Origin of the sequence: Mycobacterium sp. (assembly GCF_039583805.1) — a bacterium.
In the GTDB taxonomy this organism is placed as follows: Bacteria; Actinomycetota; Actinomycetes; order Mycobacteriales; family Mycobacteriaceae; genus Mycobacterium.
This window is the reverse complement of the sequence record NZ_JAVKSH010000044.1, coordinates 1-20,831: the sequence shown is the minus strand read 5'-3', so window position 1 is coordinate 20,831 and position 20,831 is coordinate 1. Positions and strand designations below refer to the sequence as shown.

At 69.8% G+C, this 20,831-nt stretch carries 20 protein-coding genes; 14 read left to right on the top strand and 6 right to left on the bottom strand.

All coding sequences use genetic code 11. The features are described from left to right. Positions 1–125 precede the first annotated feature (125 nt). The 4 genes from ABDW21_RS08020 (at position 126) to ABDW21_RS08005 (ending at position 3,070) form a co-directional block, all read left to right on the top strand. Positions 126–563, top strand: coding sequence for an SRPBCC family protein (locus ABDW21_RS08020; protein ID WP_343600942.1), 438 nt, complete (start codon positions 126–128; stop codon positions 561–563). Next, the gene (locus ABDW21_RS08015) at positions 560–1,858 is read left to right on the top strand and encodes an ArsA-related P-loop ATPase (protein WP_343600943.1); all 1,299 of its coding nucleotides are present in this window, start codon (positions 560–562) and stop codon (positions 1,856–1,858) included. Before ABDW21_RS08020 ends, ABDW21_RS08015 begins: the two co-directional genes overlap by 4 nt. Further along, on the top strand, positions 1,855–2,226 hold the full coding sequence (locus tag ABDW21_RS08010) for a hypothetical protein (RefSeq protein WP_343600944.1): 372 nt from the start codon (positions 1,855–1,857) through the stop codon (positions 2,224–2,226). The genes ABDW21_RS08015 and ABDW21_RS08010 overlap by 4 nt, the downstream gene beginning before the upstream one ends. Before the next feature lie 115 nt (positions 2,227–2,341). Further along, the gene (locus ABDW21_RS08005) at positions 2,342–3,070 is read left to right on the top strand and encodes a lysophospholipid acyltransferase family protein (protein ID WP_343600945.1); all 729 of its coding nucleotides are present in this window, start codon (positions 2,342–2,344) and stop codon (positions 3,068–3,070) included. Positions 3,071–3,108: 38 nt separating this feature from the next. Here the strand turns inward: ABDW21_RS08005 and ABDW21_RS08000 are convergent, their stop codons facing one another. Continuing rightward, a complete protein-coding gene (locus tag ABDW21_RS08000) occupies positions 3,109–4,398 on the bottom strand; it encodes a glycosyltransferase 87 family protein (RefSeq protein ID WP_343600946.1) in 1,290 nt (429 codons plus the stop codon). Between the two features lie 82 nt (positions 4,399–4,480). On the opposite strand from ABDW21_RS08000, the gene ABDW21_RS07995 reads away from it, so the two are divergent. From ABDW21_RS07995 to ABDW21_RS07985, 3 genes are read left to right on the top strand one after another with little or no spacing between them, the layout of a single operon-like run. Then, positions 4,481–5,359: a hypothetical protein gene (locus ABDW21_RS07995; protein WP_343600947.1), complete on the top strand. Its 879-nt coding sequence runs from the start codon at positions 4,481–4,483 to the stop codon at positions 5,357–5,359. 19 nt (positions 5,360–5,378) lie between these two features. Beyond that, positions 5,379–5,870: a polyadenylate-specific 3'-exoribonuclease AS gene (locus tag ABDW21_RS07990; protein WP_343600948.1), complete on the top strand. Its 492-nt coding sequence runs from the start codon at positions 5,379–5,381 to the stop codon at positions 5,868–5,870. 51 nt (positions 5,871–5,921) lie between these two features. Further along, positions 5,922–7,310 (top strand): 3-deoxy-7-phosphoheptulonate synthase class II, encoded by a 1,389-nt coding sequence (locus ABDW21_RS07985; protein WP_343600949.1) that lies wholly within the window; start codon positions 5,922–5,924, stop codon positions 7,308–7,310. Positions 7,311–7,325: 15 nt separating this feature from the next. On the opposite strand, the gene ABDW21_RS07980 is transcribed toward ABDW21_RS07985, so the two are convergent. After that, a complete protein-coding gene (locus tag ABDW21_RS07980) occupies positions 7,326–8,480 on the bottom strand; it encodes a protein kinase (protein WP_343600950.1) in 1,155 nt (384 codons plus the stop codon). Positions 8,481–8,561: 81 nt separating this feature from the next. Between ABDW21_RS07980 and ABDW21_RS07975 the strand changes: the two genes are divergently transcribed. Next, the gene (locus ABDW21_RS07975; RefSeq protein ID WP_343600951.1) at positions 8,562–8,966 is read left to right on the top strand and encodes an Rv2175c family DNA-binding protein; all 405 of its coding nucleotides are present in this window, start codon (positions 8,562–8,564) and stop codon (positions 8,964–8,966) included. 548 nt (positions 8,967–9,514) lie between these two features. Here ABDW21_RS07975 and ABDW21_RS07970 read toward each other — a convergent pair. Continuing rightward, entirely contained in the window at positions 9,515–11,071 is a 1,557-nt protein-coding gene (locus ABDW21_RS07970; RefSeq protein WP_343600952.1) for an alpha-(1->6)-mannopyranosyltransferase A, read from the bottom strand. A gap of 5 nt (positions 11,072–11,076) precedes the next feature. Continuing rightward, positions 11,077–12,174 carry a bifunctional (2E,6E)-farnesyl/geranyl diphosphate synthase gene (gene idsA2 / locus ABDW21_RS07965; protein WP_343710282.1) on the bottom strand — a complete coding sequence of 366 codons (1,098 nt, stop codon included), beginning with the start codon at positions 12,172–12,174 and terminating at the stop codon, positions 11,077–11,079. 197 nt (positions 12,175–12,371) lie between these two features. Here idsA2 and ABDW21_RS07960 point away from each other — a divergent pair, with 197 nt between their 5' ends. After that, positions 12,372–13,262, top strand: a complete 891-nt coding sequence (locus tag ABDW21_RS07960) for a mycobacterial-type methylenetetrahydrofolate reductase (protein ID WP_343710280.1) — start codon at positions 12,372–12,374, stop codon at positions 13,260–13,262. A 441-nt stretch (positions 13,263–13,703) separates the two neighbouring features. Here the strand turns inward: ABDW21_RS07960 and ABDW21_RS07955 are convergent, their stop codons facing one another. Together ABDW21_RS07955 and ABDW21_RS07950 are read right to left on the bottom strand one after the other, a co-directional pair. Then, positions 13,704–14,327 (bottom strand): DUF3153 domain-containing protein, encoded by a 624-nt coding sequence (locus tag ABDW21_RS07955; RefSeq protein ID WP_343600962.1) that lies wholly within the window; start codon positions 14,325–14,327, stop codon positions 13,704–13,706. A gap of 155 nt (positions 14,328–14,482) precedes the next feature. After that, positions 14,483–15,082, bottom strand: coding sequence for a GNAT family N-acetyltransferase (locus tag ABDW21_RS07950; RefSeq protein ID WP_343710279.1), 600 nt, complete (start codon positions 15,080–15,082; stop codon positions 14,483–14,485). 209 nt (positions 15,083–15,291) lie between these two features. Between ABDW21_RS07950 and ABDW21_RS07945 the strand changes: the two genes are divergently transcribed. The 5 genes from ABDW21_RS07945 (at position 15,292) to ABDW21_RS07925 (ending at position 20,712) form a co-directional block, all read left to right on the top strand. Continuing rightward, positions 15,292–15,690 carry a DUF3040 domain-containing protein gene (locus ABDW21_RS07945; RefSeq protein ID WP_343600955.1) on the top strand — a complete coding sequence of 133 codons (399 nt, stop codon included), beginning with the start codon at positions 15,292–15,294 and terminating at the stop codon, positions 15,688–15,690. A gap of 331 nt (positions 15,691–16,021) precedes the next feature. Beyond that, a complete protein-coding gene (gene mraZ / locus ABDW21_RS07940) occupies positions 16,022–16,453 on the top strand; it encodes a division/cell wall cluster transcriptional repressor MraZ (RefSeq protein WP_343600963.1) in 432 nt (143 codons plus the stop codon). Positions 16,454–16,613: 160 nt separating this feature from the next. Continuing rightward, on the top strand, positions 16,614–17,627 hold the full coding sequence (gene rsmH / locus ABDW21_RS07935) for a 16S rRNA (cytosine(1402)-N(4))-methyltransferase RsmH (protein WP_343710278.1): 1,014 nt from the start codon (positions 16,614–16,616) through the stop codon (positions 17,625–17,627). Continuing rightward, positions 17,624–18,703, top strand: a complete 1,080-nt coding sequence (locus tag ABDW21_RS07930) for a hypothetical protein (protein WP_343710277.1) — start codon at positions 17,624–17,626, stop codon at positions 18,701–18,703. Before rsmH ends, ABDW21_RS07930 begins: the two co-directional genes overlap by 4 nt. After that, positions 18,700–20,712, top strand: a complete 2,013-nt coding sequence (locus ABDW21_RS07925; RefSeq protein WP_343710276.1) for a penicillin-binding protein 2 — start codon at positions 18,700–18,702, stop codon at positions 20,710–20,712. The genes ABDW21_RS07930 and ABDW21_RS07925 overlap by 4 nt, the downstream gene beginning before the upstream one ends. The last annotated feature ends 119 nt before the right edge of the window (positions 20,713–20,831 follow it).

The window sequence follows — 20,831 nt, the reverse complement described above, 5'->3', positions numbered from 1 at the left end:
CCCGGTCCGCGATCCCCCGGTCCGCGATCCCCCGGTCCGCGATTCCCCAGAACGCGATCCGGAGTACCGTGTGACCCCGAGAGACGGGGGGTGGCACCCGTGCGCGGGGAAGGGGAAGCAGCCAGGTGGCAGAAAAGACGGCGCAGACGATCCACATCGACGCGGACCCCGACACCGTGATGAAGGTGATCGCCGACATCGGGTCCTACCCCGAGTGGGTGTCGGAGTACACCGCCGCCGAGGTCCTCGAGGCCGACGCCGCCGGTTATCCGAAGGTTGCGCGGTTGGTGCTGGACGCCACCGTCCTCAAGGACACCATGGTGCTGTCCTACACCTGGCCGCGGGACCGCCGATCGGTGCGCTGGTCGTTGGTCTCCAGCTCGTTGCTGAGGTCACTCGACGGCGCATACCTGTTGTCGTCCAAGGGTTCTGGCACCGACGTCACCTACGAGCTCACAGTCGACCTCGCCATCCCGATCATCGGGTTGCTCAAGCGCAAGGCCGAGCGCCGGCTGACCGACACCGCGTTGAAGGACCTGAAGAAACGAGTCGAGGCTGAGTGACGCCGGCATCACCAGCCCGGACCCGCATCAGTCTCTTCGTCGGCAAGGGCGGGGTGGGCAAGTCCACGCTCGCCGCGGCCACCGCTGTGCGCGACGCCCGGGCGTCGCGGCGGGTGCTGGTGGTCTCCACCGACCAGGCGCACTCGCTGGGTGACGTGCTGGGCGTCGCGGTCCCGCCGACCGGCCGGCGGGAGCCGGTGCGGGTGCTGGCCGAGCTCGACACCGGGGCGACCGAAGCCGGGGGGAGCGGAGCCCGGGGGGCCGACGCCGGCGGCTTCCTGGACGCACTGGCGATAGACACGCTGGCGCTGCTGGAGGTGCGCTGGCGCGGCGTGGTCGACATGCTTGGCGGGCGATTTCCCGAGTCCGAGTTGGACAGCGTTGCGCCCGAGGAGCTTTCGGCGCTGCCCGGCGTGCAGGAAGTCCTCGGCCTGCATGAGGTTGCCGAGTTGGCCGACTCCGGGCGGTGGGATCACATCGTCGTCGACTGCGCCTCCACCGCCGACGCGTTGCGCATGTTGACCCTGCCGGCCACCTTCGCGCTGTACGTCGAGCGGGCGTGGCCGCGGCATCGCCGGCTTTCCGCGGCCGCCGAGGACTCCCGCTCGACGGCGGTGGTGGCACTGCTCGAACGCATCAGCGCCGGCGTCGAGCGACTGTCCGCGCTGCTGACCGACGACGCGGCCGTCGGTGCGCACCTGGTTCTGACCGCCGAACGGGTGGTGGCCGCCGAGGCGATCCGAACACTGGGCTCGCTGGCGTTGATGGGTGTGCGCGTCGACGAGTTGATCGTCAACCAGGTTCTGGTGCAGGACGATTCATTCGAGTATCGGAACCTGCCCGAACATCCGGCCTTCGACTGGTACGCCGAACGCATCGGCGAGCAGCGGGCGGTGCTCGCCGAACTCGAGGCCGCCATCGGCGACGTGGCGACGGTGCTGACGCCGCATGTCGCGGGCGAGCCGATCGGCCCCAAGGCGCTGGGCGAACTGCTCGACAGCGCCCGGCGCCGAGGCGGATCGCCGCCGCCGGGGCCGTTGCGTCCGGTCGTCGACCTGGAGTCGGGATCTGGTCTGCACGCGGTCTACCGCCTGCGGCTAGAGTTGTCGCAGATCGACTCCGGCGCGCTGACCCTCGGCCGGGTCGACGACGACTTGATCATCGGCGTCGGAGGCGTGCGGCGCCGGGTCCGGTTGGCGTCGGTCCTGCGGAGGTGTACGGTCGCCGACGCGCATCTTCGAGGTAGTGAGCTGACCGTGCGTTTTCGACCCGATCCGGGGGTGTGGCCGCGTTGACTGCTGGGCACCCCGACATCGGACCCGAATTGCGCAAACTCGTGCTCACGATTCTCGACGCGGTCGACCCCGCGGTGCGTGCGACGGCGTCGCGAGCGTCCTCCGGCGCCGCCGCCGTCGGCAGCTGCCAGCAGGTGTGGTGCCCGGTTTGTGCGTTGGCCGCGCTGGCTGCCGGCGAGCAGCACCCGCTGCTGACCGTCGTCGCCGAGCACAGCGTCGGGCTGTTGGCGGTGATCCGGGCAATCGTCGACGACGTCGAGTCGCCGCCGCCGGACGGCCCACCCGCCCCCGGCGCGGCCGCCGAGCCGCCGGCCGATCCCGTCGCCACGAGCCGGTATCAGCAGATCACGGTGACCGTGGAGGAGTGAGCGCGCCGCAGCCCGGCACGCTGTGCTGCACGCCCTCATTTTTGCTGTGGTCGAGTGCAGGCTCGGTCGGTACAGTTGGCCAGGTCACTGTCGGGTGCGGACGAGAGGGAGGGCTATGTGGTACTGGCTTTGCAAGTACGTCTTCATGGGCCCGTTGCTCGCTCTGCTCGGCCGGCCGAGAACTGAAGGGCTGGAAAACATCCCGCAGTCGGGTCCGGCCATTCTGGCCAGCAATCACCTGGCGGTGGCGGACAGCTTCTACCTGCCGCTGGTGCTGCGTCGCCGCATCACGTTCCTGGCGAAGCGGGAGTACTTCACCGGCACCGGCCTGAAGGGTCGGTTCATCCGCTGGTTCTACAGCGCCACCGGGCAGGTGCCGATCGACCGCTCCGACTCGGATGCGGCGCACGCCGCGCTGGAGACCGCCGAGTGGCTACTGGGCGACGGCCGGTTGCTGGGCATGTATCCCGAGGGCACCCGCTCACCCGACGGACGGCTGTACAAGGGCAAGACCGGGTTGGCCCGGCTGGCGCTGCACACCGGAGTGCCGGTGATCCCGGTGGCGATGATCGGCACCAACACGGTCAACCCGCCCGGCAGCAGGATGTGGCGGTTCGGCCGGGTCACCGTCCGGTTCGGCAAGCCGATGGACTTCGCCCGGTTCGACGGGCTGGCCGGCAACCGTTTCATCGAGCGGGCCGTCACCGACGAGGTGATCTACGAGCTGATGCGGCTGTCCGGTCAGGAGTACGTCGACATCTACGCGGCCAGCGTCAAGAACGGCGACGGTGCGGCGCCGTCGGCCGGCGAAGCGGCGAGGATCCCGGAAACCGCGGCCGGGTAGCGGGACGGGGTCGCGGCTGCGCGGCGCCGTCGTCGTCGTCAGCCGAGGGCCGACACCGGCGCCGGTTCGGGTGCGGCCGGCGCACGCGCCGCCGGGCGGGCGGCGACGACGGCCCCGGCGGTTGCGATGGTCGCCAGTGCCCACCACACGTAGGACGCCCCGGCGACCTGCCGCCACCAGGCCGCCGCCGCCTCGTGGTGCTTAGGCAGCACGTCGATGGGCGTCCACACCGTCAACGCCACCCCGGCCGCGCTGACCGCGGCCAGGCCCGCATCCCGCCGCCGCCAGGCCAGCACGCCGGTCACCAGCACCGCCGGCAGCATCCACACCCAGTGATGCGACCAGGACACCGGCGACACCACCAACCCGAACAGCGCAACGCAGACCACCGCCGGGACCGGCTCGCCGGCACCCAGCACCCGTCGCGCCGCCCATACCGTCAGCGCCAGCACGAGCAGGCAGCCGGTTACCCACAGCAGGAAACGGTCAGCTTCGCCGAGACCCAGCCGGGCCAGCAGACCCGCGACGTTCTGGTTGGTGTTCAACGCCGCCGAGCCGATCCGGTCGGTGTGGCGCACCGTGCCGGTCCAGTACTCCCAGGAGTCGCGCCAGGCCAGCACGAAACCGGCCAGCGTCGCGACGGCGAACGACGCCATCGCGGTCAGCGCGGCGCGGCGCTCGCGGGCCAGCAGGAAATACAGCAGAAACACCGCCGGGGTGAGTTTGAGCGCGATCCCCAGTCCCAGCAGCAGCCCGCGCGGCCACGGGGTGCGGCGCGGCACGCAGTCGGCGATCACCAGCGTCATCAGCACGACGTTGAACTGCCCGAACGCGAAGTTCGACGTGATGGGCTCCAGCCAGGTCGTCGCCGCCGCCACGGTGACGGTGGCCAGCCACCACCGCCGCAGCCAGGCCGGCCCGGGGGCCGTCCGGCTGTCGTTCCACACCTGTAGCCGGGTCATCACGATCGTCGTCGAGACGACCAGCAGCACCAGCGTGATCAACGTGATCACCACGCTGGCCGCCGGCAATCCCAGCCAGGCGAACGGGCAGAACACGATGGCCGCCAGCGGGGGATAGGTGAACGGCAGGTCCAGCCCGATCGGGGTGTGAAACAGCGCGCCGCCGGTGTAGAGCGGGTGGCCGTCCAGCCACGCCTGACCGCCCATCCGGTACACGTCGATGTCGATGCGGTACGGGGTGTGCCCGAACAGCCGCCAGGCCGGATAGCACAGCGCCGCGATCGCGACCGCACATCCCGCGACGGCGCGCCATGTGTCGGCCCGTCCGCGCCCGCTGCCCGACCCGGGCGACCGCCATCCAGTCATATCGGACACCAGCGTATCGGTGACCGGGCGCCGCGCGGCGTCGCAACGGGCGGCGGGTGGGAACTCAGCGTAGGTTTCTACCGTGCTCCGCTGGTTGCAAGAGGACATCATCGCCCGCGGCCGACTGCCGCTGCTGTGCTGCCTGCTGGCGTTCATCCTGACCTTCTTCGTGACGCGCACCTGTGTGCGCTACATCCGCAGCCACGCCGACAATGACGTGCCGCCCAGGTGGTGGGAGCCGCGCAACGTCCACATCGGATCGGTGCACATCCACCACGTCGTGGTCGGTGTCGTCCTGGTGATGATCTCCGGCGTCACGCTGGTCGCCTTGTCCGTGACGGGACACGAACCCCAATTCGTCGCCGCCGCGATAGCTTTCGGCGTCGGGGCGGCGCTGGTGCTCGACGAGTACGCGTTGATCCTGCACCTGTCCGACGTGTACTGGGAAGAAGACGGCCGGTCGTCGGTGGACGCGGTCTTCGCCGCGGTCGCGGTGGGCGGGCTGCTGGTGTTGGGCCTGCACCCGCTGATGTTCTTCATCGCCCTGTGGCACGACACCACCCATTCGGGGGTGCTGCGCGCCGCGGTGATCGCCGGCATGGTGCTGACACCGCCGCTGGCGGTGGTGGTGTTGCTCAAGGGCAAGGTCTGGACGGGGTTGATCGGCATGTTCTTCGTCGTGCTGCTGGCGGTCGGGGCGATCCGGCTGTCCCGACCGCATGCCCCGTGGGCCCGGTGGCGCTACAACACCCAGCCGGAGAAGATGCGGCGGGCCCTGCAGCGGGAGCGCCGGCTGCGCCGCCCGGTGGTGCAGGCCAAGATGTGGCTGCAGCGCGCGATCGCCGGTACGCCGGGCCTTCCCGACGAGCGGGCCGTCGACGCGCAGCTCGACCGCGAGGTGCATGCCGCGCCCCCGCCCGACGGCGCCGCACACGCCCTGGTGCCCGGCGGTGTCGGGTAGGCGACCCGGTTAGGGCGAGATGCGGTATTTCTACGACACCGAGTTCATCGAGGACGGCCGTACCATCGACCTGATCTCGATCGGCGTGGCCGCCGAGGATGGCCGCGAATACTACGCGGTGTCAACCGAATTCGATGCGCAGCGGGCCGGCAGGTGGGTGCGCGCCCACGTGCTGCCCAAACTGCCGCCCCCGGCGTCGCCGCTGTGGCGCTCGCGCGCGGCGATCCGGGCCGACCTGGAGGCGTTCTTCGGAATCGACAGCGGTGAGCCGGTCGAGCTGTGGGCGTGGGTCGCCGCCTACGATCACGTGGCGCTGTGCCAGTTGTGGGGGCCGATGACGGGGCTGCCCGCGGCGCTGCCCCGGTTCACCCGCGAGCTGCGCCAGCTCTGGGAGGACCGTGGACGCCCCCGGATGCCGCGCCGTCCGCCGGACGCCCACGACGCGCTGGTCGACGCCCGCGACCAGCTGCGCCGGTTCCGGCTGATCAACGAGGCGGCGCCCGACCGTTAGCGCTGGACTTGCCCTGGTCAGCGGGCTGGAGCGCCCGGTTACCATGGACGGGTGAACTGGACCGTCGACGTGCCGATCGAGCAGCTCCCGTCGCTGCCGCCGCTGCCGCCGCAGCTGCGTGCCCGGTTGGACGCCGCGTTGGCCAAGCCGGCCACTCAGCAGCCGGACTGGTCGGAGGACCAGGTTGCGCCGGTGCGGACTTTGCTGGAGGCTGTGCCGCCGGTGACGGTGCCCGCCGAGATCGTGCGGCTGCAGGACATGCTGGCCCAGGTCGCTCGCGGCGAGGCCTTCCTGCTGCAGGGCGGTGACTGCGCCGAGACGTTCGCCGACAACACCGAACCCCACATCCGGGGCAACATCCGCGCCCTGTTGCAGATGGCGGTGGTGCTGACCTACGGTGCCAGCGTTCCGGTGGTCAAGGTGGCCCGCATCGCCGGGCAGTACGCCAAGCCCCGCTCGGCCGACGTCGACGCGCTGGGCCTGCGCTCCTACCGCGGCGACATGATCAACGGCTTCGTGCCGGACGCCGCAGCGCGTGAGCACGACCCGTCGCGGCTGGTGCGGGCCTACGCCAACGCCGGCGCGGCGATGAACCTGGTGCGGGCGCTGACGTCGTCGGGCCTGGCGTCGCTGCACCTGGTGCACGACTGGAACCGGGAGTTCGTCCGCACGTCGCCGGCCGGCGCCCGCTACGAGGCGATCGCATCGGAGATCGACCGGGGCCTGAAGTTCATGAGTGCCTGCGGGGTGGCCGACCGCAACCTGCAGACCGCCGAGATCTACGCCAGCCACGAGGCGCTGGTGCTCGACTACGAGCGGTCGCTGCTGCGGTTGTCCGACGGCGCGGACGGGGAGCCGCAACTGTACAACCTGTCGGCGCACTACCTGTGGATCGGTGACCGGACCCGCCAACTCGACGGCGCCCACGTCGCATTCGCCGAGATCATCGCCAACCCGATCGGCGTGAAGATCGGACCGACGACCACCCCGGAGCAGGCCGTCGAATACGTCGAGCGGCTCGACCCGCACAACAAGCCCGGCCGGTTGACACTGGTGAGCAGGATGGGCAACAACAAGGTCCGTGACCTGCTGCCGCCGATCATCGAGAAGGTTCAGGCCACCGGTCACCGGGTGATCTGGCAGTGCGACCCCATGCACGGCAACACCCACGAGTCGTCCACCGGGTACAAGACCCGGCACTTCGACCGCATCGTCGACGAGGTCCAGGGTTTCTTCGAGGTGCACCGCGCGCTGGGCACCTACCCGGGCGGCATCCACGTCGAGATCACCGGGGAGAACGTCACCGAGTGCCTCGGTGGCGCGCAGGACATCTCCGACACCGACCTGGCGGGCCGCTACGAGACGGCATGTGACCCGCGGCTGAACACTCAGCAGTCGCTGGAGCTGGCGTTCCTGGTCGCCGAGATGCTGCGCGACTGAACACCGGCTGCGCGCTCACAGCGCTGGCAGGAGGCCGGCCAGATTGCTGCCGATCGTCCACGCCACGCCCGCGACCAGACCGGTGACGCTGAGCACGACCGCTATCCAGATCAGCACCATGCGCCGGGCGTGTTGGCGGGCGAGCGCGAAGTCGCTCATTTGTATTCCAGCGAATTCGCCTGCACCACAATCTGTTTGGTTCTCAGGGTCGGTTATCCAGCTGCGAGTCAGCTGCCGGGTGGGGTGGTGCGGCGCGTCGGGCCGCGCGGCGGATCGATGCAGGGCGGAGTTGCGCGGTGCCGGCACTCGGAAGTCCGGCAGCGCGAGCTCGTCGGCGATCGCGTCCAGCTCGAGTCCCATCTGCAGCGCGTCGGCGTAGCGGTCGGCGGGGTTGCGTGCCGTCGCACACGCCACCAGCTGGTCGAGTCGGCGGGGAACCCCGTCGATCACCGTGCTGGGCGGTGGCACGTCGTTGTCCAGACGCTGGTAGGCGACCGACAGCGCCGAGTCGCCGCAAAACGGGGTCTGGCCGGTCAACAGCTCGAAGGCCAGGATCCCCACGCCGTACACGTCGCTGCGCGGGGTGGTGTCGCCGTCGCGGACCTGTTCGGGGGACAGGTAGGCGGCAGTGCCGAGAATGACGCCGGCAGAGGTGGTTCCGGCTGCTGCGACGGCACGCACCAACCCGAAGTCGACGATCTTGACCTCGCCGCCGTCGGAAATCAGTACATTCTCGGGTTTGACGTCGCGATGCACCAGCCCGGCGCGGTGCGCGGCGGCCAGCCCGCCCAGCACCGGCCGCAGCACCGCGGCGACGGCATGCGGCGGCATCGGACCACGTTCGGCCAGCAGCTCGCGCAGCGTGCCGCCCTCGACGAGCTCCATCACCAGATACGGCCGCCGGCCATCGGTGCCCTGGTCGTAGACCGCGACCAGCCCGGGGTCCTTCAGGCGGGCGACCGCCCGGGCCTCCAGCGCAAACCGGGACAAGAACTGCTGGTCAGCCGCGTACCGGGCGTCCATCACCTTGAGCGCGACCGGTCGGTCCAGCCGGACGTCGAGGCCGCGGTACACCGTCGACGTCCCGCCGGTGGCGATCTCGGCGTGCACCCGGTACCGCCCGTCCAGCAACGTGCCGGTGAGGCAGTCCCGGGGCCCGGCTCCACTCACGGGGCAATCGTAGGTGGCACAGGCGGATCGGCTGGGAAAACCTGCGTTCCGCGCGGCCGAATCAGCTCTACACTGGGCGCGATGAGCAGCATTCCCGCAGGCGAGGACATCCTGGGGCCCGACGAACCCACCTACCGGCTGTCCGACGTCGCCGCGCTGCTCGGCGTCCCGGTCACCAAGGTGCAGCAGCAGCTGCGCGAAGGCCACCTGGTCGCGATCCGGCGCGCCGGCGACGTGGTGGTGCCGCAGGTCTTCTTCACCGGGGCGGGTGAGGTGGTCAAGAGCCTGCCGGGGCTGCTGAGGCTGCTGCGCGACGGCGGCTACCAGGAGACCGAGATCGTGCACTGGCTGTTCACCCCGGACCCGTCGCTCACCGTGACGCGGGACGGAACGCGTGAGGCGATCGACAACGCCCGCCCGGTCGACGCGCTGCACGCCCACCAGGCGCGCGAGGTGCTGCGGCGCGCGCAGGCAATGGCTTACTGAGACGGCTTACCGGGACGGCTCAGGTCAGGTGTTGCGAAGCCACCCGCTTGCGAATAGGGTGCGTCGCTGGCGGTCTATCCCCCAGCTTCATCGGCGTGGGGCGCGAATATATTGCGGTGCAAGGTAATCGGAATACTGCGACGTGCTGCGCTGTTCTGCACCACGCCCTGATCCCCCGGTGTCCACGGCGCCCCCGCACCCGCGGTCAGTCGCCAACAGGCAGCCGAAGACTCCGACAGCGGGGCGTTCGACTCGGATCGCGCCGAATGCATCGGCGCATCTGTGGACCGCGCCGTGTCAGCTCCCGTCGGTCGCCGAGGCGGGGGTCAGCCCGACCACTACCGGCATCGACTGTGCGCCGGCGGCCTTGAGTGTGCGTGTACGGCGCGGCTGGGACCGAATTTCCGCCGCAGGCGCACAGTCGATGCCCAGGGCGCACAGTCGATGCCCAGGGCGCACAGTCGATGCCCAGGGCGCCGGAAGAAGCTGCCTATTCTCCGCAAGCAGGCTGCCCATGGAAATCCAGCAGGGAGCAGATTCCGGGCTTGTCAGGCGCCGAGGCTTTTTGTGGCGGTGCCGTAGCGCTGCGGCGCCCGGTAGAGCGTGTGCCACGCGATCAGCGCGCAGGTTGTCGCGATCGCGACGTGCACCCACGAATACATGCCGTGCGCCCCGTCGGGTTTGAAGATGACCATGATCCAGGTGGAGAAGCCGGCGATCGTCGCGAGGGCCGGACGTGACTGCGCGAGCGCGGAGACCACCGCCAGCGGCCAGCTGTAGTACCACGGCAGTGCGGCGGGCACGAACAGCACCACCACCAGCATCGCCCACGCGATGCCGGTCAGGACGTCGCGGTCGTCGTGGCGGAATCGCCACCACAGCAGCGGCAGCGCGACGGCGATGATCACGATGCCCGCGGCCCGCGTGACGTGCAGCACCGCGTAGAAGTTGACCTCGACGAACCATCCGCCGATGGCGTGCACGAGGTTGGCCGTCGCGGTCGGCACGGTGAGCCAGTTGATGATCTTCACCGAACCGGCCAGGGCGGTCAACCAGCCCAGGCCGACCCGGGCCACCGCGGACAGCACCGCGAACACCGCGACGACGATCAGCGCGGAAGCCGCAGCGGCGGCCCCGAACGCCACCGGCGGCCGGTATCCCCGCCGTTCGCGCAGGTGGTTCGTCCAGGCCCACACCAGGAACGGCAGCGCGATCCCGGCTGTCGCCTTGACCGCGACCGCGACCGCGACCGCGGTGATGCCCGCGACGTGGCGATGCTGGAAGGTCAGCGCGATACCGGCGGTCATGAGTCCCACCATCAGCATCTCGTTGTGCACGCCACCCATCAGGTGGATGATGACCAGCGGGTTGAGCACGCAGATCCACAGGGCGGTCGGTCCGTCGGCGCCGAGATGGCGCGCCATTCGAGGTGCGGCCCAGGTCAACAATGCCAGTCCGGGCAGCATGCACAGACGCAGCAGCATCGTTCCGGCGATCACGTGGTTGCCGACGAGCATCGTGACGAGCTTGGCGACCAGGATGAACGCCGGGCCGTACGGCGCGGTGGTGACGGTCCAGATCGGGCTGACGTTGTCCAGCAGCGGGTTGGGATTTTCCACCGGGCCGACCGCGTACGGGTCCAAGCCGTCGCGCAGCAGCGCGCCCTGCGCCAGGTAGGAGTAGGTGTCACGACTGAAGACGGGAACCGAAAGCAGAAGCGGCGCAAGCCAGAAGCCCGTGGTGGCCACCATGGTGTACTCGTCGGCCTCGCGGGCGACGACACGGCGGCCCAGTGCCAGCCAGGCGATCAGCATCACCGCCACCCCGCACCACAACACCACCGAGGACAGCACCAGGCCGTGGCCGAAGCGCAGCCAGGACAGATGCAGTGACTCCAGCAGGGGATCGTGCGGTTTCGTGCTGCCCGCGCCCAGTCCGCCCACGCCGATCAGCGCCGCGCCCAGCAAGCCCAGCAGCGCGGGCCTGCCCGCGGACGTCGTCGCGAACTCCCGGAGTCGGGAAAAGTGCCGGGCCAGGTGCCAGGAAAAGCGTTGTGGCACAACGGCTGTACTGCCAGCGGTTGGCCCGGCCGCCGGTGTGCACATCCCGGTCAGGCCGACCGGTGGGCGGCCAGCACGGCCAACTCGGCCAGCCCCAGCTTGGCCGCCGGGGTGATCGGGGCGGCGTCCAGCGCGGCCAGGACCCGTCCGGTGAGCCGCTGGATGCGGTCCTCGACCGCGGCCAGCGCGCCCACCTCCTCGATCACGCCGCACAGGTCGCGCACCTCGGTGTCGGTCAAGTCGGTGCCGATCGAGGCCCGTAACAGGTTGGCGGCAGCCGGATTCGACGTGTCGGCGAGGGCCACCGCCTCGGCCAGCAGCACGGTGCGCTTGCCGCACCGCAGGTCGTCACCGCAGGGCTTGCCGGTCACCGCGGGGTCGCCGAACACGCCCAGCACGTCGTCGCGCAGTTGGAACGCCACCCCCAGGTCGTTGCCGAGTTCACCGAACAGGGTGTGCACGTCGGGCCGGTCCGCGGCGGCCGCGGCCCCGAACTGCAGCGGCCGCGCCACCGTGTACGACGCGGTCTTGTAGGTGCTCACGGCCATCGCCGCGTCGACCGACTCGGTGGCGCTGGCCTCGGCGACGATGTCGAGGAACTGGCCGCCGAGCACCTCGGTGCGGATGTCGGCCCACACCTGCTGGACCCGGCCGCGGGCATCGGGGGGGAGAGCGGCGCCCGCGACGATGTCGTCGGCCCAGGCCAGTGCCAGGTCGCCGAGCAGGATCGCGGCCGATATGCCGAACTGCTCGGCCGAGCCGCGCCACCGCCGGCCGCGGTGCAGCGCTGCCCAGGTGATGTGGGCGGTGGGCCGGCCGCGGCGGGTCGCCGAGCCGTCGATCACGTCGTCGTGCAGCAGGGCGGCGGCGTGCAGCAACTCCAGCGCCCCGAACAGCAGCGACGGAGCGCCGGCGTCCCGGCCTGCCACCGCGCGCCAGCCCCAGTAGGCGAACGCGGGCCGCAGCCGCTTGCCGCCGCCGAGCACGAACTCTTCCAGGCCGGCGATCAGGGCGTCGTAGTCGCTGCCGATGTGGGCGGCGCTGCCGCGGCGGGTGTGCAGGTAGCCGCGCAACTGCTCGGTGACGGAATCGGCAAACTCGACAGTTGCCGCAGTTTCGACGCTCAGCGCGACGCTCCTTTCCACGATCGCTGCCCCGGGCGGTTAGTCTATGTCCCGCGCCACCGCTCCAGTTGCTTCGCCAGCCTGACGATCCCGCACCTATGCTGTCCGGTGGCGGCCGCCGCCCACCAGCCGGCTTTTCCGCGATCCGGGGTGCCCTGGCGGCGCAACGCGGCCGGGTCCGGCGCGGCAGGAAACCACGACGTCCGAAGAGGAGCAGCCTGGTGACCTTCAGCACCGTCGCGCTCGAGTTCGTCCCGCCGAACATCGATCGTGGTTCGCGGCAGGCAATCGACGACGCCCGCAAAGTGGTTCAGTTCGCCGCGGAGTCCGGGATCGACGGTCGTATCGGGCACGTGATGATCCCGGGGATCATCGCCGAGGAAGAGGACCGGCCCGTCGAGATGAAGCCGAAAATGGACGTGCTGGACTTCTGGTCGACCATCACGCCGGAGCTGCCCGGGGTGAACGCGCTGTGCAGCCAGGTCACCGCGTTCATGGACGAGCCTGCGCTGCGGCAGCGGCTCACCGACCTGACCGCTGCCGGTATCGAGGGCGTCGTGTTCGTCGGCGTGCCGCGCACCATGAGAGACGGCGAGGGCAGCGGTGTGGCGCCGACCGACGCGTTGTCGATTTTTCGCCAGGTGGTGGACAACCGCGGCGTGATCCTCATCCCCACCCGGGCCGAGGAGGCCGGTCGTTTCAACTTCAAGTGCGACCAGGGCGCGACCTTCGCTCAGACCCAGCTGCTGTATTCCGACGCCATCGTCGGTTTTCTGGCCGAGTTCGCCAAGAGCACCGAGCATCGGCCCGAGATCTTGCTGTCGTTCGGCTTCGTGCCGAAGGTCGAGAGCCGGGTGGGTTTCATCAACTGGCTCATCCAGGACCCGGGAAACGCCGCGGTTGCCGACGAGCAGGCGTTCGTCACGACGCTGGCCGGCAGCGAGCCCGCACACAAGCGCGCTCTGTTGCTCGACCTCTACAAGCGGGTGGTCGACGGTGTCGTCGGCCTCGGCTATCCGCTCAGCATCCACCTCGAGGCGACCTACGGCCTGTCCAAGCCGGCGTTCGAGACCTTCGCGGCGATGCTCGACTACTGGTCTCCGACGGCTTAGATCAACGCGGATCCGCTGCAGCGGCCAGCCGGGTGAGCTAACCTCACGCACCTCACGCACCTCATGCGCCTCTCCTGTCGCTGGGCCGGGGATTAGTACCTTCGCCAACTTGATGGCGTATGCGATATCACTTCGCGGCAGCATGTCATGGTCAGCTCCTGGTGCTGATGTGACTGAACCTGAATCCACCGACGGACCTGAATCCACCGACGGACCTGAATCCACCGACGGGCTGGCGCGAGATGAGGCCGGCTGGTTTGATCTTGATTTCGGCGCGCGGACGTGGTGTATCTGCAGGCCTGCCCAGCTTTCCTCGTTGCTCCGGTGCGGCCTTTCGGCAGCTGGTCCGGCGGCGGGAACGGTGGCTGGGCAGGTGCAGGAGAGTTCGACGCTGCGGGCGGGCCAGCCGGACCGAAATGTTGACGATCTTGCGGCCCAAGCTCAGGCCGGCGGCTGGTGATCGCGTTCGGCGAACCGGGGTGATCGATCCCGGCCGTAGTAGGCCAGGGCCGCCACTGCCGCGGCCACCACGAGCGACGAAAGACTAAGCCGTACAGCGGCATTGCGGAAGGATCGGGCGCTGGGGTCGGTGTAGCGGGCTTGCGCGGTCATGGTGCTGACGACGCCCGGCTTGAGCTTCCACTGCACCATCTCCGAGTCGATGCGGTCACCGTTCGTCGAGGTCACTACGCCCGGGAAGGACACGGTCAACTCGACGTCGGCGTCGGGGTCGGTCAGCGAGGTCAAATCCGCGCGGCCCTCCAGGATCACCAGGTCACCGGCCCGGCGCAGCGACAGGTTGACGCCCTGCGCGTCGGGATTCATGTTCGCCAGCTGCGGCAGCTCGGCGAAGGTCAGGTCGGAGAACAACGCCTGCGATCCCACGTAGCCGTCGCTGTCGTACTTGGAGATCGCCACCTTCTGGCTGAACGGGACGTTGGGGTCCAGCTGCGGCCCGGGATCCTTGGCGTTGCGCGGCTTGGCTGCGGCGATGAGCTGCCCGGACACCAAGTCGTCCGGGGAGATGGTGATCGACGCCTTGATCCGGACGCAGCCCGCGAGCATGGGTATCGCCAGAGCCAGCAGTGCCAGCGCCGCGAGGCGGTGCCGTCGACGAGCACGGTCCTGCCGGGTGACGAGCCGGAGGTTGCTGACGCGCACCAGGTCATCGTGCCAGACGGCCGCTCCGGCGGTGCCGACGCCGCGTGGCGCGCGTGCCGTCACAGCGGCAGCCGGCGCCCGAGGATCGCGAATGCCCGCGGGTCGCCGGCGAAGTGATAGCCGCGGATGATGTCGATGAAGCCCAGTCGCCGGTACAGCCGCCACGCCCGGTTGGCCTCGCCGGTGATCTCCGGGGTGGAGAGCAGCACGTTGGCCTCGTCGCGCCCGGCGAGCAGTCGGCGGGCCAACGCCTCGCCCAGGCCGCGGCCCTGCGCCCGCGGGTGGATGTGCAACTCGGTCAGTTCGAAGTAGCTGGCCATCAGCCTGGTGATCTCCGGTCCCAGGTATCCGCCGCGTTGCAGTCCCAACACCACCTGCTGCTGCCACCACTGGTCGGGGGCGCCACAGTAGCCGTAGGCCACGCCGAGCATGGGCGCAGCGCTCAGGTCGGCGGCCGGCGGCACTACGCCGCCCTGGCTGTCGGATTCGACGGCGGCCACCGCCTGCCAGCCGCGCCGCTGGGTGTGTTCCAGCCACATGGCGGCGCGCTGATTTTCGGTGCCGGGCGTGTAGCTCATGGCGTCGACGTAGACGCCCAGGGCGTCGCCCAGGCGGCGCCGCATGTCGTGCGGCGCCAGGTCGACGAGCAAGATCGCCAATTCGCTGAGTCCCCGTGGTCGTCCGGTGAACGTGTCACGGCCATTATCGAGGCGGCGACGCCGCATGCCCAACGCACATCGAGCCCGACTACAATCAGCATGCGAACCGCTGGTACGGCGCAGACTCACCTCGTATCATTTGGGTAGATGCATCGGGCATGCACGTGCTGTCGGTAGTCACGTGACGGCCTTTCGGCAAGGAGGCGCGAATGCCACTCTCCGATCATGAGCAGCGGATGCTCGAGCAGATCGAGAGCGCCCTGTACGCCGAAGACCCGAAATTCGCCTCCAGTGTCCGCGGCGGGGGGTTGCGCGCGCCGAGTGCGCGGCGGCGTCTGCAGGGCGCGGCGCTGTTCGTGCTCGGGCTGGCCATGTTGGTTTCCGGTGTGGCGTTCAAGGCCACAATGATCGGGACCTTTCCGATCGTGTCGGTGCTCGGGTTTGTGGTGATGTTCGGCGGCGTGGTCTTCGCCATCACCGGTCCGCTGATGTCTGGAGGGCGGGAGAATCCCGGATCCACCGCGGGGCGTCAGCGGCGAGCCAAGGGTGCCGGTGGTTCCTTCACCAGTCGGATGGAGGACCGGTTCCGCCGCCGCTTCGACGGGTAGCGTTCGCACGAAACAAGGGGCAGCCACGGCTGCCCCTTGTGCTATTCCGGGGTGCTATGCCGGGATGAAGCCGGGCTGATGCCGGTTTGTAACCCTTGCGCCCCACCGCGCCCCACCGCGGTTTCCCCGCTCGTCGAGCCGCTCTGAGCTGGGCATGTGCGGTGCGATGACGATGTGTCCCCGGCTACGTGGTGGGTCGCGCGTGCACCCGGGGGTCGGGGACACGCTTTGACGGCAGAAAGTGGAGCAAAGTGGGGGATCGTGGGGTATTGTGGCGGAAGTCGTTGGCGGGCGGGGTGAAGACTCCGCGCTGTGGCGGGGAGGTGGCCGGATGTTTCTGGGCACCTACACGCCCAAGCTCGACGACAAGGGGCGGCTGACGTTGCCCGCCAAGTTCCGTGACGCGCTGGCAGGAGGGTTGATGGTCACCAAGAGCCAAGACCACAGCCTGGCCGTCTACCCCCGCGCCGAGTTCGAGCAACTCGCGCGGCGGGCCGGCGGGGTGTCCCGGAGCAACCCGCAGGCCCGTGCTTTCCTGCGCAACCTGGCCGCCGGCACCGACGAGCAACATCCCGACGCCCAGGGCCGCATCACGTTGTCGACCGACCACCGCCGCTACGCCAACCTGACCAAAGACTGCGTGGTGATCGGGTCCGTCGACTACCTCGAGATTTGGGATGCGCAGGCCTGGCAGACCTACCAGCAGACCCATGAAGAGAACTTCTCCGCGGCCAGCGATGAAGCACTCGGCGACATCATCTGAGGCGCACGCCCGTGCACCGTGGCCTCTGCCCGAACCGACCCTGACGTACTTCCCCGACGCCAGGTTCGCGCTCTCGGACAGGGACCAGGGTGCAGGGGCGCGGCGGCTCGTTACCCGTCGGGAGGGTCGTGACGTGCCTGACGTACCTGACGTGCCTGACATGCCACACGCGACAGGCGATTTCGGCCACCTGCCGGTCCTGGTGGAGCGTTGCGCGACGCTGCTCACCCCGGCACTGACCCGGCACCGTCCCGACGGGAGCGGGGCGGTGCTTGTTGACGCCACCGTGGGCGCCGGCGGGCACGCGGAGCGCTTCCTGGCCGGGCTGCCGGGGCTGCGGCTGATCGGCATCGACCGCGATTCGACCGCGTTGGACATCACCCGGGACCGGTTGGCCCGCTTCGCCGGCCGGGTCACGCTGGTCGCGGCCCGCTATGACGAAATCGCCGACGTGCTATCGGAATACGGTTACGCCACAACGGAATCCGTGGACGGGATCCTTTTCGACGTCGGTGTCGCGTCGATGCAGCTCGACCGCGGCGAGCGGGGCTTCTCCTACGCGCAGGACGCGCCGCTGGACATGCGGATGGACCCCGCGTCCGCGCTGACCGCCGCCGACATCGTCAACACCTACGACCAGGCCGCGCTCGCCGACATCCTGCGCCGGTACGGCGAGGAGCGGTTCGCGCAGCGCATCGCCGCCCACATCGTCCGCCGTCGCGCGCACACGCCGCTCACCTCGACTGGTGAGCTGGTGGAGCTTGTCTACCAAGCGATTCCGGCGCCGGCCCGGCGCACCGGCGGCCATCCCGCCAAACGTACCTTCCAGGCCCTGCGCATTGCCGTCAACGGCGAGCTCGACTCGCTCAGCGCCGCAATGCCCGCCGCGCTGGACGCTGTGACTGTCGACGGCCGCGTCGTGGTGCTCGCCTACCAGTCGCTGGAGGACCGCATCGTCAAGCAGGTGTTCACCGCCGCCACCGCCGACCGCACCCCGGCCGGCCTGCCGGTCGAACTCCCGCAATACCGGCCGCGATTCGCGTTGTTGACCCGCGGTGCCGAACGCGCCGGCGACACCGAGATCGCCGGGAACCCGCGCAGCGCCGCGGTGCGGCTGCGCGCTGTGCGACGAGTCAGAGCGGGGCGGCTGTCACCGGGAAGGGGTGAGTCATGAAAGCCAAGCGCGAGGCGCCGCCGCGTCGCGGCGGGGATCGCCGGCGCAGGGACGACGATCCGGCCCGCACGACCGGCCGCCGGCCGGCCGACTCGGGCCCGGCGCGCCGCGCCCGGCCGGGCGCCGGTAAGGCGTCGGCACCGGCTCGTGAGCCACGACCGTCGCGCTCGGCACCCCAGACCGCGCCGATCCCCCGCCCGGCGCAGCGGCTGGCCCCGCCGAAGAACGCCAGCCAGGCCAAGGCTCGTGCGAAGGCTCGTAAAGCCAAGGCGCCCAAAGTTGTCCGGCCGCCGTTGCGGGAGCGCCTGCTGCAGAGCCTGGCGTCGATCGACCTGCGACCGCGCACCCTGGCCGCCAAGGTGCCGTTCGTGGTGCTGGTCATCGGCTCACTGGGGGCCGGTCTGGGTCTCACCCTGTGGCTGTCCACCGACTCCGCCGAACGCTCCTACCAGCTGGGCAGCGCCCGTGAGCGGAATCAGTTGTTGCAGCAGCGCAAGGAGGCGCTGGAACGCGACGTGCTGGAAGCACAGGCCGCACCCGCGTTGGCCGAGGCGGCCCGCGGCCTGGGGATGATCCCCTCCCGCGACACCGCCCACCTGATCCAAGACCCGGGGGGCACCTGGGTGGTCGTGGGCGCGCCCAAGCCGGCGGAGGGAGTTCCGCCGCCGCCGCTGAACACCAAGCTGCCCGACGTGAAGCCGGCACCACCCGCCAACCCGGCCACCAATCCGGTGGAAGTGCCGGTACGGGTGTCCCCGGACCCCGGCGCACCGGGCGTTCCGCGACGGGGCGGACCGCAAGTCATGATCCGCACTCCCGACGGCGCCGCCACGCTGGGCACCCAGCGGCTGCCCGGCCCCGGAGTACCGCCGGTGCCCGTGCTGCCGCAGACGCCGTCCGGCGCGCCGACGCCGATCGTCGGGCCCCTACTGCCAGGCGCACTGAACCAGGCTGTACCACAAACGATTCCGGCTCCACCCGTCGGCGCCGGAGTGACACCTCCCACGGCCGGAACGCCCATCGTCGGCGAGCAGTTCGGACCGCTGACCGCCACCAGCCCGGGCGGACCGCGATGAGTCGCGCGGGCCGGCCGGCACCCCGCTCACCGCATTCGGTGCGCGGCGGCGACAACGTGCGCTCGCCAGCGCGATCCGTCGCACCCGACGGCTCCCGCCGGCTCAAGAAGCGCGGGAAGGCCCAGGCTCCGGTCGCGGCAAATGCGGCCCGGCAGGGTCATTCGGCGCGCGACCGTCGCACCCGCCAGGCGGTGGACGTCGGGATGCGCGGCGCATCGTTCGTCTTCCGGCATCGAGCCGGTAACGCCGTGATCTTCGTGGCGCTGCTGGTGGCGGCCGCGCAGCTGTTCTATCTGCAGGTGCCCCACGCGTCGGGCCTGCGCGCCGAGGCCGCGGGGCAGTTGAAGGTCACCGACGTCGACAAGGCGGTGCGCGGCAGCATCGTCGACCGCAACAACGACCAGCTGGCCTTCACGATCGAGGCCCGCGCGCTGACCTTCCAGCCGCGCAAGATTCGCGAGCAGCTAGCCGAGGCCAGAAAGAAGGACGCCAACGCCCCCGACCCGCAACAGCGGTTACGCGATATCGCCGCGGAGGTCTCGGCCCGTCTCAACAACAAGCCGGACACCGCGACCGTCTTGAAGAAAGTGCGCAGCGACGAGACGTTCGTCTACCTGGCCCGCGCCGTCGACCCGGACGTCGCCAGCACGATCACCAGGAAATATCCCGAAGTCGGCGCCGAACGCCAAGACCTGCGCCAGTACCCCGGCGGGTCGCTGGCAGCCAACCTGGTCGGCGGCATCGACTGGGACGGTCACGGGCTGCTGGGTCTGGAGGATTCGCTGGACGCCGCGCTGGCCGGGACCGACGGCTCGATCACCTACGACCGCGGCTCCGACGGCGTGGTGATCCCCGGCAGCTACCGCAACCGGCACAGGGCGGTCAACGGCTCGACGGTCCAACTCACCATCGACGACGACGTCCAGTTCTATGTCCAGCAGCAGGTGCAGCAGGCCAAGAATCTGTCCGGGGCGCGCAACGTGTCGGCCGTCGTGCTGGACGCGAAAACCGGTGAAGTGCTGGCCATGTCCAACGACAACACCTTCGACCCATCGCAGGACATCGGACGGCAGGGCGACCGGCAGATGGGCAACCTCGCGGTGTCGTCGCCGTTCGAGCCCGGCTCGGTGAACAAGATCATCACCGCGTCGTCGGTGATCGAGTACGAGCTGTCCAACCCCGACGAGGTGCTGCAGGTGCCGGGCTCGATCGACATGGGCGGGGTCACCGTGCACGACGCCTGGAACCACGGGGTGATGCCATACACCACCACCGGGGTTTTCGGCAAATCCTCCAACGTCGGCACGTTGATGTTGGCCCAGCGGGTCGGCCCCGAGCGCTGGTTCGACATGCTCCGCAGGTTCGGGCTGGGTCAGCGCACCGGTGTCGGCCTGCCCGGCGAAAGCGCGGGTCTGGTGCCGCCGATCGATCAGTGGTCGGGTAGCACCTTCTCGAACCTGCCTATCGGCCAGGGCCTTTCGATGACACTGCTGCAGATGGCGGGCATGTACCAGACCATCGCCAACGACGGGGTGCGGATACCGCCGCGCGTCATCAAGGCTATCGCCGCACCGGATGGCACCCGCACCGAAGAGCCGCCTCCGCAAGGGGTTCGGGTAGTTTCGGCGCAGACCGCCCAGACCGTCCGCAACATGTTGCGGGCGGTCGTGCAACGTGACCCGATGGGTTACCAGCAAGGCACCGGGCCGGCGGCGGCGGTCGACGGCTACCAGATCTCCGGCAAAACCGGTACCGCGCAACAGATCAACCCCGGGTGCGGCTGCTACTTCGACGACGTGTACTGGATCACCTTCGCCGGCATGGCCACCACCGACGATCCGCGTTATGTCATCGGCATCATGATGGACAACCCGCATCACGCCGCCGACGGGTCTCCGGGAACGTCGGCCGCCCCGCTGTTCCACAACATCGCGGGCTGGCTGATGCAGCGCGAGAACGTCCCCCTGTCACCTGATCCCGGGCCGCCGCTGACACTGCAGGCGCTGTAACCCAGCCGGGGTCTACACTCAGCGCCGGATGTACTGGCGTGTGAGAGTGGGGCTGTGTGAGAGTGGGGCTGGGGTGACGGTGACCGAGTACGACGTCGGGTCGTTGTATCTGGACCTGT